We start from the raw sequence: 12851 nt of genomic DNA, 5'->3' as shown, positions 1-12851 counted from the left end.
GGTTGCGCACCGCATGGCATGGCGCGGCGCGCAACCCCGCGCCCCCTACCGCACCTTTGCCACGATGAAGCCGAGGGTGGCTACGGCCATGAGGCCGGAGAAGCCGAACGCCAGCTGGTAGGCCAGCGCCGGGTTCGCGAGGCCCATCGAGGACGCTCCCACCACGGTGATGAGAAACACCATCACCGACGTCCCCAGCGACGCGCACGCTTGACGTGCGGAAATGCAGAACGATGACCCGTCCGCCACGATGGGTCGCGGCAGCTGCGCGAGGCTCCACGACGTGAGCGGCCCCACGAGACCCGACACTCCCACCGCGCGCACCGCCTGGCACAGCATGACCACGTACAGCGGCGTGTCCGCGTTGAGAAACGACATGAGCACGGCGCCGGCCGCCAGAAACGCGCCTGCGACCAGCGCGACCGGACGCACGCCCAGCTTGTCGGTCAGCACGCCCGCCAGCGGGTTGAGGAACAGCGCACTCACCGTTCCGGGCAGCAGCACCATGCCCGCCTCGAGCGCGGTTCCGCCGCACAGCCCCTCAACGTACAGCGGCACGATCAGCGTCACGCCCATGAACGAGGCGTTCAGCAGATTCTGCGCGATGAATCCCACCCGGTACTGGTGCGATGCGAAGATGTCCATGCTGATGAGCGGGTCGTTCACGCGCTTCTGCCGACGCACGAACAGCACGAGGAACAACGCCCCCAGTGCAAGCGGCGCCCAGATGAAGGGGCTCTCGATGGAGAAGCTGCTCGCATTCGAGAACGCCAGCAAGAGGCCGCCGAACCCCAGCGTCGATTGCAGCAGCGACACCACGTCGAGCCGCGCATGCTTGTCGGGAGCGTCCGACGATTTGATGGCGAAGGCCGCTGCCACGCCCAGCACCACCATGATGGCTACGAGCAGGATGAAGAAGCTGCGCCATCCCAGCGCGAAACTCATCGCGCCGCCAATGGTGGGCCCGATGTTCGGCGCGAACCCCATGGCGATGCCCGCGATGCCCATGGCCGTGGCCTGCCGTCCGCGCGGGAAGCGTGTCATGGCGATGGTCTGCATGAGCGGCATGAGCATGCCGGTGGAAATAGCCTGGCACACGCGACCCAGCAGCAGCACGGCGAAGTTCGGTGCCACGAGGTCGGTCACCGCGCCTACGAGGAAGAATCCCAGCGCGATGAATACGTGCTGCTTCACCGAGAAGCGCCGCGAGAGGAACGTTGCCACCGGCACGGTGACGCCCAGCACCAACATATAGATAGTGGTCAGCCATTGACCCAGGTCAACCGTAAGGTTGAACTGGGCCATGATGTCGCTGAGCATGGCGTTGACCGCGGTTTGCGACAGGTTGCCCGACGCCGACGCCAGCACCACGATAGCGAACAGCGCATACACGCGCATCCGCCCATCCTTCAACGACCCCGCCCCGCGCTCGCGCGCCGTCGATTCGTCCATCCCTCGTCATCCTCCCGTCCCGTACACTACCAGTATAATCCTCGAATGCACCACCATGCTACACTCCAAGGCAGATAGGAGCCCCCATGGAAAACGAACTGCCACCAACCTGCACCATCCCGCGAGCCCGCATCGCCGTGCTGCTCGTGCTCGCCGCGCTGCCGGTGCTGCTCACCGCAGCTGCGTTTCCGTTTCTCGGCGATACGGTGCCCGTCCATTACGGATCGAGCGGCCCCGACGAATGGGGGTCGAAGGCCCGCCTGTTCGTGGCCGCGGGCATACTGACCGCATTCGGACTCCTCTTCGCCGGCCTCTATGCCGTGATCGAGCACCAGCGTCAAACGGGCCGCGAGGACTGGATCGTTCTGGAAGGTCCGCCGAAAAACGTGTTCCCCCTGAGCGTCGTCACCATCATCCTCATGACCGTCGGCCAAAGCCTCTACATAGGAGGCGCCTTCGCGTTGGCTTCGCCGCCCGAACTTCCCGTCGATCTGCTCGAGCTGCTTCTCAACGGGTTGTTCGGATTGATCGTTGCGTCTCTGGTGGGATGCGCCCTGTACATGCTCATCACCGGCAAAGGGCTCGCCGGAGTCAACTTCCAGCCCAAACCGAGCGAGCTCGAGCGCAGCCTCGGCGCCCCCAAGAGCCAAGCCCGCGCCATCGGAGCGCTCCTCCTCTTCCTCGCCGCCGTCGTGCTTGCCGAATGGGCCGTACTGTTCTGGTAGCTCGAGGGCGCACGCCCGCTGCGGTAAAGCGGCCCCTCTCCTTGCGCGGCGGTAAGATCTCCGACCAGGCGAAACGTAATCCGCCGCGCAAGGAGAGGGCGCGCAGGAAGAGGGCGCACGGGGAGAAGACGCGCAGGGAGAGGGCGCGCAGGGATGCAAAAAACGCCCCCGCGAGGAGGGCGTTTTTGCTAGTTGAACGTCTGCTGGGTCTTCTCCAACCCCGAAACGACCAGGGACAGCGCGGCTTGGGCGCCGCGGTCGGTGGCTTGGACGAAATCCTCGGCCGCGTCCTTTTTCGGCTGAGACAGCACCCAGTCCACCACGGGCATGCGTCCCGGCGGGCGGCCGATGCCCACGCGGATGCGGTACCAGTCGCGCGTGCCCAGCTTGTCGCAGATGGAGCGCAGGCCGTTGTGGCCCGCATGCCCGCCGCCGAACTTCGCGCGCACGGTGCCGGGGTCGATGTCGAGCTCGTCATGGATGACGATAAGGTGCTCGGCATCCACGCCGTACGCGTTCATCAGCTGCTTCACCGGCCCGCCCGACGTGTTCATGAAGCTCTGCGGCTTGGCCAGCACCACGTCGTGGTCGCGATACGCGCCCTTCGTCGTGAGCGCCCCGCACTCCGTCTTCCAGTAGCGCGCGCCCACCTCGTCGGCGATGAGGTCCACCGCGTCGAACCCGGCGTTGTGTCGGGTGTGCTCGTATTCCGCGCCCGGATTCCCCAGGCCAACAATCAAAAACATCGCGGCGAAACCCCTACTCGAACAGGGACGCGACGGAGCCGTTGTTGTAGACGTTGCTGATGGTCTTGGCGAACAGCGGGCCCACGGACAGCACCTTCACCTTGCCGGTCTGGCGCTCGAGCGGCACGGGCACGGCGTTCGTCACCACCACTTCCTCGATGATGGAGTTCGCGATGCGGTCGTACGCCGGGCCGCTGAACAGGCCGTGCGTCGCACATGCGTACACCTTCTCGGCACCCTTCGCCTTGAGCGTGGTGGCGGCGGCCACCAGCGAGCCGGCGGTGTCAATCATGTCGTCGTTGAGGATGCACACCTTGCCCTGCACGTCGCCGATCAGCGCGGTGATCTCGGCCTGGTTGTGCTTCGGACGATCCTTGTGCATGATGGCGATGTCGCAGTCCATCATGGTGGAGAACTTCTTGGCGGCCTTCGCACGGCCCACGTCGGGCGACACGACGCACAGCTTCTCCTTGTCCAGGCCCATGCTGGAGAAGTAGTCGACGAAGATGGGCATGGCCGTCATGTGGTTCACCGGCAGGTCGAAGAAGCCCTGGATGGCGTCCTGATGCAGGTCGATGGTGATGACGTTGTCCACGCCCGCGGCGGCCAGCAAGTCGGCCACGAGGCGCGCGGTGATGGGCTCGCGCGGAGCCGCCTTGCGGTCCTGGCGCGCGTAGCCGTAGTGGGCCACAACCGCCGACACGGAGCGGGCCGACGCGCGCTTCGCGGCGTCCACCATGATGAGCAGCTCCATGAGCGCGTCGTTCACGTCGTACTCGGCAGACCCGCACACCGACTGGATGAGGAACACGTCCGCGCCGCGCACGCTCTCCTGGTAGCGCGCGTAAATCTCGCCGTTCGCAAACTTCTCAAGCTTGACGTTGCCCAGCGAGACGTTCAGATCCTTCGCAATCTCGTCGGCAAGCTCGGGGTTGACCGACCCCGAGAACAAGGCCATACTCTTCTGCACTTCCGTCATGTGCGCGCTCCTTCGCTTCACCCTGGGGCCGCCGCACCGCGCAGCCGTCGCCCCCTGTCTCATGCGATCTATTGTATCCGCAGGTGACCCGCGCGCACAGGGGCAACTTCCCCATCTTCGCAGATTGACCGCAGAAGCGGCGGGGACGCGCCCTACGACGCGTCGCGGCGCTCGTCGATCAGGCTTTGCAGTTCCTGCTTGGAGTGGACGCCCACCTTCGTGTAGACGTTGCGGATGTGACTCTTGGCCGTGTTGAACGAAATGCCCAGATCATTGGCTATGAACTCGATGGTGCGTCCCTTCCCCAGCAGGAACAGCACATCGCGCTCGCGCGTCGACAGCCCCGCCTGCTCGGCAAGCGCGTTGCAGCTCTTCGTCCACGTGCCCTCGCGCGGCGCGCCGTTGCCGGGGGCGTCCCCGCCACCGGGCGCACCGTCCCGGGTCATGTCGTTCGGGAAGAAATCGCCGGTTGCCTGGTTCGTCCGCGCGTTGCGCGTCTTCTTGAGCGCCGAGCCGATGGTGCGCTCGTTGAGAATCACCATCGACACCATGAGCAGCACGAACACCATGCCCATGGCCAGCGCCACCATGTTGTTGGGGTTCTCCGCCAGCATGGGCGCCAGCGACGACCCCGTGAACCACCCGACGGTGGTGCCTGCGGCCGACGCGCCGCGGCCCCATCCGAACACGCGCGTGTACGACAGATCGGTGCGGTTGGCCACGTTGGCCAACAAGCACCATACCATGAGGATGAACAGGTTGTACGCGATGCTCACCAGCTCGTTCTGGATGACCCCCAAGCCGCCGAACAGCGGCACCACCAAGTTGCCCAGGCAGGTGAGGATGATGATGGGATAGTACAGCTGGCTGATGTCGAACTCGCGCACGAGCAGGCCCACGAACACGAACAACAGCACCGCGACGCATCCTGTGGCGAACACGATGATCACGCCCTGCTCCACCACCGCCGACGGGGGCTGTTGCAGCACCATGAACCCCTTGATCACGCCCGCGATCACCGAGAACACCGACACCGCCACCACGAGCCGCATGAAGTACCCGCGCGGCAGCTCGCTCATCGGTACCACGTCTTCCACCGGCTCGGCGTGCCCGCGCGCGGCCGCCATGGTGAACGCCACCGCGACCAGCGGCAAGCTGGCCGTGAGCAGCAGGCCTGCCGGCTGTGGAATGCCGATACACACGAAGTACAGCATGCCCGCGAAGATGAACGACCCGGCCGTGTACATGAACGCCTGGCGCGCATCCACCGTGCGGTACACCGACCCCAGGCGCAAAGCCACGAACGCGGTGCCCACGCCGGTGAGCGCGCAGCCCGCGATATAGGGAAGACTCTGCGGGCCGAGCGGGACCGACCATGAAACGAGCAGCGTGGAAAGCGTCGCGACGCCCGCCATCGAAACCACGAGCAGGCGCGATTCCACGATGCGCCCGGCCGTCCGATGGAACACGCCCGCCACGATGAGCACGATGCCCAACGCCGTGGTGGAAGCGAGGTACATGGCCAGCAGCGGATCGCTTCCCATGGTGGTGTTTGCGCGATCGAACAGCACATCGCTGTTGTAGCACAGGAAAATCCACGCGTAGTACGCGCCGAACCCCAGGAACTTCATGCTGGGCCACTGCTTGTCCAGATCGTCCAGCAACTGCGAGAACGAGAGCCGGGCACGCGCGTCCCCCTTCGCGCCAACCTTTCCCATATGCGTCAGTCTCCTCCCCCGCATGGCGGGTTCCCCTTGCGCCCCTGCGATCAAGACCTCATTCTAACGGTTCGCCCGCTCGTCCTCTACCACCTCAACCGGGATGACGTCCCTTTTCGGAAGGAACGGAAGCGTGATGGCGTGCATCGGGCAGGCGTCGGCGCAGGCACGGCACTTCGTGCACTCGTTGAGCGGCGCGGACGTTTCCGGATGATGCAGGTCAATGCTCTCGGGACAGGCGTCGGCGCAGCGATGGCACGGCTCGCCCTTCGTGGAGCGCAGACACGCCTCCTCGTCGCTCCTGGGTCGAAACGTCCTGTTCAGCCGCGCCACGAGCGACAGCAGCGCCCCCAGCGGACAAAAGCGGCTGCACCACTTCCGCAGCACCACCACCTCAATCACGAGCATGGCGGGAAACACGAGCAGCGACAGCGCCACCTCGTTGAACTGGAATAGACGCCACAGCGCCACGATGGTGGCGAACGTGAGCCCCACCGGGCAGATGAGGCAGAACACCGGGAAGCCGAAGACGGCGGCCGAAAGCACGGTGCCGCCCAGAATCCAGTTGCGCGAATCGGCCACGCCGCCGCGCTCGCTATCGGGAATGTCGAGCACCCCGCCTTCGCGCTTCGCCCGCTTCTCCTCCGGCGACTTGAGTCCGAACAGACGCCGCAGCAGCGGCACCGGGCACCCCCACGCGCAGAACGCGCGGCCGAACACGATGACCAGCACCACGCTCACCACGAGCGCGATGAGCATCGGCGGCACCACGGTTTTGCCTGCAAGGGCCGCCTCCACCGCGCCGAGCGGGCACAGCGCCGCAATATCGTAGATACCCCAGGCCGAAGGCGTGCCCGTGCCGGTATGGAGGGCCAGACCCAGGCACACGAGCCCGATCACCGCCACGGCGGACAGCGTGCGCAGCAGCTTCGCGTTGCGTTTCATCGTGCGCTCATCTCGCTCTCATCCTCGACGACCGTCGTGCCCATCACCGCGTAGCGGCTCGGGCTGACCACCACGATGCCACGGCGCGTGCCGCCGGAGAAGCTGCGGTACACGAGCGCCGGACACACGTCCTCGCACACGCCGCAGCCGTTGCACCGGCCCGCGTCCACCACGGGATGGCTGCTCGCGTCGAGCGTGATCGCCTCGAACGGGCAGGCTTTTTGGCACTCGACGCATCCTTGAAAGTACGCCACGCAGCGATCCTTCTGCACCACCGCCACGCCCACCTTGTCCGTCTCGGGATCGAAGGGGCCGATGGCGCCCGTCGGGCATACACGGGCGCAGTCTCCGCAGAAGTCGCAGCTACCGCGATGGAAGTTCAGCACGGGCGTGCGCGCTTGCAGGAACCCGTCGGCCACGTCGGCAATCCCGATGACGTCGGTATGACAGACGCTCCGGCAGCGGTCGCACTTCAGACACGTCGCCTGCAGGCGCAGCTCGTCCTGCGCTCCCGGCGGGCGCAGGAGATCGGTTTCGGCCGCGCCGTCGAGGGCACGCACCGTGCCGCCGAACGTCGCGAACGCCGCCGCCGATCCGCAGAACCCCACGAATGCGCGACGCGAATACTCGCTCATGGTCGTTGCGCCCCGCTCTCTTAGGCCGCCCGCGCGCACAGCGCGAGGATCTCGCCTTCCAGCTTGAGGAAACCCTCGGTCACGTCGGCGATGCCCCGGTAGAAGCCCGTGCGTGCATACGCGCGCACGTCGGCGCACAGATGCGGTACCCACGGCGCGAGGTGCTCGTCGTAGAAGGCGCGCTGCTTCGCGCACAGCTCTTCGTAGCGCGTCTCGTCGCCCGCTTCGAGCGCCGCCTGCGCCCGTTCCACGAGCTTGGCCATGAACTGGAATTCAAACGACAGGTGATCTTCGGGCGTGGTGTTGTCCGCCGGCAGATCGAGCTCCTCGCCGCGGTAGAAGGCGAGCACGGCGTCGCGCGCATCCTGCATGAGCAGGTGCTCTTCACTCGTGTACACCGATTCGTACGGCGGCGCCGTCATCTGCTCGTACATGCCCGCGCACAAGAACACGCGCGCGTAATCGACGGCCAGCTCTTGGCGCGTGCCGGAATCACGATGCCGCAGGTACTCCTTCACCTGGGCGTATCCGCCGCCCACGTACTCGTCGTCAAGCGGCAACGCCTGCGTTGCCACCGTTGCTATCTGCTCGTCGGTCAGTTCCAACTTATAGACGCTCGCGAGGAATTCGTAGAAACCCTTGCGCGCCGCGTTCACCGCAGTCACCTCTTCGCGCTCATGCTGCTCCATCACAGCCCCCTTGCTCTCACGCTCGACGCCCGGCGGCGCCGCTTTGGCAGCGCCGCCGGAGCGAACCTACAGTACGATGCCGAAGTAGTTGGCGATGGCCGTGCCCACCATCCACATAACGGCGCGGAAGGCGATCGAACCGATGATGCCGCCCGCGAAGGCGATGCCCGCCATCGTGACCGCCGATGCGGGCTTGCTGCGGCCCAACCATCCGCACACGAGCGGGGCCACGCCGCCGCACACAACGGCCACCCAGAACACAGCCGCCGCCGAACCCGTCGCCGCGCCCGAGATGAAGCCGAACGCCAGGCCGAACACGAGCGCCAGCAGGCCGCCGATCACGGTTTCCACGCCCGCCAGCCTGATGGCCTCGATGCTTTCCTTCTTGACGGCCGCAAGCAGCAGGTACAGCGCCAAACCGCTCGCCGCGCCGAAGCCCATATAGCCCAGCGGCAGCGTGATGGTATTCCACGTGGTGCGGGCGTCCATCATGTAGGAGTAGCCGCTCGCGAAGCTGAACACGATGCCGATGACGGCGGCAAGCACGGCAACCGCCTTGCGCGGGCCCGCGCCGGCCTGGCGCTTCAGCAGGATCAGATACACGGCCACGCACACGATGAACAGGCCGATGAGCAGCGCCTCGAGGAAGATGCCCGGGGTGGGATGCCCCAGCACGGCCATGATGCGGTCGGGATGCGACAGGTGCGTCACCGACGCGATGCCGCCTGCGACGGCCAGCACCAGGGCAACGACGGAGGCCAGGAAGTTCGTGTTCTTCGTACATCCTCGCACCTCGTCTACGGCCACGCCCGCCGACACCCACGTGCCGCAGCTGGCGATGGCGGTGAAAAGAACGAGGGACCATTGGATATCCATGCTACTCAGCCCCTTCCATCCACTCGCCATGCATGCTGGTCATGATGTACTTCGTGCACGGGTTGTTGCCCACGTTCGGAAGCTCGTGGATGTCCGCCGCATCGTACTTCGCAAGCTCCTGGGACACGTCCGAATTCGGGTCGTCGAGGTCGCCGTAGAAGCGGGCGCCGGCGCTGCAGCTCTTCACGCAGGCGGGAAGCTCGCCGTTCGCGGTCAGGTGGCCGCACAGCGTGCACTTCTCCACGGTTTGAGACGCCTTGTTCCAATCGCGCACGCCGTAGGGGCAGGCCATCATGCAGTACTTGCAGCCGATGCACTTCTCGCGGTCGATGAGCACCACGTTGTTACCGTCGCGGTAGCTTGCGCCCGTCGGGCACACGTGCACGCACGGCGCGTCGGCGCACTGCTGGCACATGGTGGGCAGCGGGTAGCGGACCATGTTCGGGTACTCGCCGAACGGGCCGCGCTGCAGCATCTTGTTCCAATGCTCGCCCAGGGCGATGTCGTTTTCCATCTTGCACGTGATCTCGCAGGAATAGCAGCCCGTGCAACGGTCGAGGTTCACCACAATGCAGTTATGCGCCATAATCGAACACCTCCTCGGTGGGATCGCTCGGCTGCGGCATCCAGGGCTCGAACTGCTCGGGCTCGGTCCACACGCCTTCCGGAGCAGCGGCGTCAGGCGTTACCTTCACCTGGAAGCCGCGCAGGGTATAGGTGCCGTACTCGGGGTTGTACGGCTCGTCGTTCTTGGTCAGCACGTTGATGTTCATCACCTTGTACGCGCGCTCGGGGTCCGAATCAAGCAGCTCGGGAGCCCAGAAACGCTCCTGGTACACCACGCCCTTCGCAATGGCGGTGGTCACGCGCGCCTTGCCGTGCGTCTCGCCGCGACGGCTGGCAATCGTGCACCACTGGCCGTCTTCCACGCCGTACTTCGCCGCGTCCTCGGGATGAATCCACAGCTCGGGCACGGGGTAGATTTCGCGCAGGTAGGGAATGTTGCGCAGCGTGCCGTGGTGGTACATAGGCAGACGGCCCTCGGTCAGCACGAGCGGGTACTCGGTGTCGGTCAGAGGGCTTTCCGCCGGCTCCTTGTAGTAGCACAGCGGCTCGTAGTCCTTGGATGCCGGCTCGAGCACAAGGTTCTTCTCCTCGAAGCACTGCGACCAGGGGAACCCGGTGCGGCCGAGGATGGTGTTGGATTCGCAGTACACCTCGCACTTCTTGGACGGCGTGCCGAAGCCCTTCGCCTTGCCCGTAGCCTCGTCCACGGCCTTGTACGTGTAGTAGGTGCGGTACTCGTCCTCGGTGCACCACTCGAACACGCCCTTCGCCGCAGCCTCTTCCCATGTCATCTCAAGCTTGTTCAGGTGCAGCTTCTGCTTTTCGTACTCGTTCTTGTACAGGGGGATGCCGTTCGTGCCCTCGGCCGTGAACGCCTCCTGCGCGTGCACGTTGCCCATCTCGGCCATCTTCTGCACGATCTGCGTCCAGATGAGCCCCTCTTCCACGGTCTCGAACAGGTGCGTCACGGCCTGGCGGATGACGATGGCGTTGAGCTGCGGAATGACGAGGTTCGTTTCCAGCCACTCAGCCGACGGCAACAGCATGTCGGCGCACAGCGCCGAGAACGCCGTGGGATACAGGAAGATGTGGCAGACGAAGTCCAGGTTGGGCACGATCTCGTCCAGGCAGCTCGCATTGCCCAGCACCACGTGCTTGTTGCCGGAGCGCTCGAACCACGCGTGAATCTGGTACGGGTCGCCATCCTTCATGGCCTTGAACACGGCGGGGATGAACGCCATGTCCCAGTCGAGCAGGCCCTTGTGCTCCTGCACGCCCAGACGCTTGAGCATCTTCTCCTTCTTGAGGAACCGCGGCGTGTTGGGAATCTGGTCGCGCGCCGGGCAGGCCTTGAAGCTTTGCAGCATGGCGCCGGGCTTCTGCACGTTGCCCATGAGGTATTCGAGGTTGAGCGCGCCCAGGGCGCACTGCTGAGACTGCTCGTACTGGTCGATCGGCACGCCCTGCATGAGGCCGGACTGTCCCGTGGTGTAGATCTCCAGGGCTTTCTCGATCTGATCCTCGTCGAGCCAGCAAATCTCGGCCGCCTTGGCCAGGGTGAATTCCTCGACGCTCTCCTTGAGAAGCTGACCGCCCGTGGGATACTGCACGCCGTCGATCTCGTACGTGCCGAACAGCGGCGGCTCCACGCCCTCGTTCAGGGGGTACTCGAGCACGACGGGCTTGTTTTGCGCGGGGTCCCAGATGACGTAGTCGGCATCGGTGCCCTCGAGGCCGCATTCCGTGGGCTTGAGCGTGAGGCGCGTCTCGGGGTTCACGAGGTAGGGCATGTTCGTCCACGTGGTGCAGAATTCCTTATCGTACTTCTCGTGGTCGATGATCCACTTCGTCCAGGCCATGAGCAGCGCCGCATCGGTGCCGGGGCGGATGGGCAGCCACACGTCGGCCTTCGCGGCGTCCATGGTCATGCGCGGGTCGATGACGACGGTCTTCAAGCCCTTCTCGCGCACGCGCAACTCGGCCAGTGCGCGACCGCCGGTAGCCACCGAGCTGTTCGCCGGGTCGGTTCCCCACAGCACCACCGAGTCCACCGGGGAGTCGGTGAAGTAGTAGTCCCAACCGTTGGAGTCGCTGAAGGACAGGTTGTTGGGCTTGCCCATGCCGTTGGACAGCTGCGAGGCGCCCATGCGGGGCAGGTAGCACTGCGCGCAGCCGGGCTCCCACACGTTCGGGGTGTTGATGGCTTCGCCGAAGCGCTTCACGTTGCTGAAGTGGGGGTTGCCGCCACCGCCGGTGGACACGGCCACGCATTCCGAGCCGTACTTCTCGTCGATCTCGATGAGCTTCGTGGCAATCTCGGTGAGCGCCTCGTCCCACGTGATGCGCTCCCATTGGTTCTGCCCGCGCTCGCCCACGCGCCGCATGGGGTACTTGTTGCGGTTCGGATGGTACAGGGCCTGAATGCCGGCCATACCCTTCGCGCACAGACCGCCGCGGCTCATGGGGCTTTCGGGGTTGCCCTCGATCTTGATGACGCGACCGTTCTTCACATGGGCCAGCACGGCGCAGCTCGCAATGCAGGCGCGACAGGCCGTCTTCACGATTTTCACGTCGCCGCCCGTATCGGCATGCGCCGGGTCGACGTGCACGAGGTCGTCGCTCACCGCAACGCCCAGGCCGCACGCAGCGCCCAACGCAGCCGCCGATTTCACGAAGCTGCGCCTGGTGATGGTAGTCTGTGTCATGGTCCCTCCTTCTTTCTCGTCTGTATTCCTGAACGACTATCTCAAATGGAACGTGCGCCCCGCGCACGGCGGTCGGACAGCGCTTATCCGACCATGGCCAGCATGTGGCGCCCGGCCTCCGTGGTGGTCCACGACCCGTTCCATGCAAGACCACCTACGGTCTCCAATTTGGAAATGAAGTAGCTGGGATACACCTGCTTCGGCGTGACAAGCGCCTCGTTGCCCTCGAGCGCCCGCTCGATGTCGGCCTTCGAGGCGCCCGCACGGCAGCGGTCGAGCACGAGGGCGTATGCCTGCGCATAGCATGCGGGTTCGGCGCGCAGCACCTCGTCGAAGCGCTTTGCAGGATCGAACCGAGCGAGCGCGGCGCGGCCGGCAGCGGTGGTTTCCACGAGGAAGTCGACGGGCATGTCCTCGGGCTGCGCGTCGGGCGCGCATGCGGGCTCGGGAACCTCCTCGGCCGCGACGCCGCCGCATTCGACCATGATCCACAGCAGGGTGTGCGCGGTTTGCGTGCTGAGTTTGAGCTCGGGACGCTCGGCGATGAGCGCCTCCGCGTCGCGGTAGGGCATGCGCGTTTTGCAGACGGCGAGGCAAGCGCACAGGGCGAGCGTGTTCGCGCGGTTCGCCTCAAGACGCTTGACGATGGCCTCCACCGCGTCGTCGGCGTGCGGCGCCGCGGCGTTCGACGTTTCCTGATCCATGGTTCCCCCGTTTCCGTTCGTTCGTCATCGGTATCGAGCGGCTTCACCTTACGGCGCGCCGAGCGGCGGAGAAACGTCCGTTGTTCGTGAAATATCTCATCGGACCCGGA

At 65.4% G+C, this 12851-nt stretch carries 12 protein-coding genes; 1 reads left to right on the top strand and 11 read right to left on the bottom strand.

Going from position 1 to position 12851, the window contains the following annotated elements; genetic code table 11:
- Positions 1-45: 45 nt before the first annotated feature.
- Positions 46-1452: a DHA2 family efflux MFS transporter permease subunit gene (locus C1876_RS08960; protein ID WP_114546383.1), complete on the bottom strand. Its 1407-nt coding sequence runs from the start codon at positions 1450-1452 to the stop codon at positions 46-48.
- Positions 1453-1538: 86 nt separating this feature from the next.
- Here C1876_RS08960 and C1876_RS08955 point away from each other — a divergent pair, with 86 nt between their 5' ends.
- A complete protein-coding gene (locus tag C1876_RS08955) occupies positions 1539-2177 on the top strand; it encodes a DUF1648 domain-containing protein (RefSeq protein ID WP_114546382.1) in 639 nt (212 codons plus the stop codon).
- Positions 2178-2365: 188 nt separating this feature from the next.
- Here the strand turns inward: C1876_RS08955 and pth are convergent, their stop codons facing one another.
- The 10 genes from pth to C1876_RS08905 form a co-directional block, all read right to left on the bottom strand.
- The gene (gene pth, locus C1876_RS08950) at positions 2366-2923 is read right to left on the bottom strand and encodes an aminoacyl-tRNA hydrolase (protein ID WP_114546381.1); all 558 of its coding nucleotides are present in this window, start codon (positions 2921-2923) and stop codon (positions 2366-2368) included.
- A 13-nt stretch (positions 2924-2936) separates the two neighbouring features.
- Positions 2937-3902, bottom strand: a complete 966-nt coding sequence (locus tag C1876_RS08945) for a ribose-phosphate diphosphokinase (RefSeq protein WP_114546380.1) — start codon at positions 3900-3902, stop codon at positions 2937-2939.
- A gap of 152 nt (positions 3903-4054) precedes the next feature.
- Complete coding sequence (locus C1876_RS08940; protein ID WP_244910094.1) at positions 4055-5620, bottom strand: helix-turn-helix domain-containing protein; 1566 nt, start codon at positions 5618-5620, stop codon at positions 4055-4057.
- Positions 5621-5683: 63 nt separating this feature from the next.
- Positions 5684-6565 (bottom strand): 4Fe-4S binding protein, encoded by an 882-nt coding sequence (locus C1876_RS08935; RefSeq protein ID WP_114546379.1) that lies wholly within the window; start codon positions 6563-6565, stop codon positions 5684-5686.
- Complete coding sequence (locus C1876_RS08930; RefSeq protein WP_114546378.1) at positions 6562-7200, bottom strand: 4Fe-4S dicluster domain-containing protein; 639 nt, start codon at positions 7198-7200, stop codon at positions 6562-6564. The genes C1876_RS08935 and C1876_RS08930 overlap by 4 nt, the downstream gene beginning before the upstream one ends.
- 20 nt (positions 7201-7220) lie before the next feature.
- A complete protein-coding gene (locus tag C1876_RS08925) occupies positions 7221-7889 on the bottom strand; it encodes a TorD/DmsD family molecular chaperone (RefSeq protein WP_114546377.1) in 669 nt (222 codons plus the stop codon).
- A 66-nt stretch (positions 7890-7955) separates the two neighbouring features.
- On the bottom strand, positions 7956-8765 hold the full coding sequence (locus C1876_RS08920; protein WP_114546376.1) for a dimethyl sulfoxide reductase anchor subunit family protein: 810 nt from the start codon (positions 8763-8765) through the stop codon (positions 7956-7958).
- A 1-nt stretch (position 8766) separates the two neighbouring features.
- Complete coding sequence (locus C1876_RS08915) at positions 8767-9351, bottom strand: 4Fe-4S dicluster domain-containing protein (protein WP_114546375.1); 585 nt, start codon at positions 9349-9351, stop codon at positions 8767-8769.
- Positions 9341-12037 (bottom strand): molybdopterin-containing oxidoreductase family protein, encoded by a 2697-nt coding sequence (locus C1876_RS08910; protein ID WP_114546374.1) that lies wholly within the window; start codon positions 12035-12037, stop codon positions 9341-9343. The genes C1876_RS08915 and C1876_RS08910 overlap by 11 nt, the downstream gene beginning before the upstream one ends.
- An 83-nt stretch (positions 12038-12120) precedes the next feature.
- The gene (locus C1876_RS08905; RefSeq protein WP_114546373.1) at positions 12121-12741 is read right to left on the bottom strand and encodes a hypothetical protein; all 621 of its coding nucleotides are present in this window, start codon (positions 12739-12741) and stop codon (positions 12121-12123) included.
- Positions 12742-12851: the final 110 nt, after the last annotated feature.

Source organism: Eggerthella sinensis, from assembly GCF_003339815.1.
In the GTDB taxonomy this organism is placed as follows: Bacteria; Actinomycetota; Coriobacteriia; order Coriobacteriales; family Eggerthellaceae; genus Eggerthella; species Eggerthella sinensis.
Note: the sequence above shows the minus strand (reverse complement) of the source record. Positions and strands in the feature narration are given on the sequence as shown.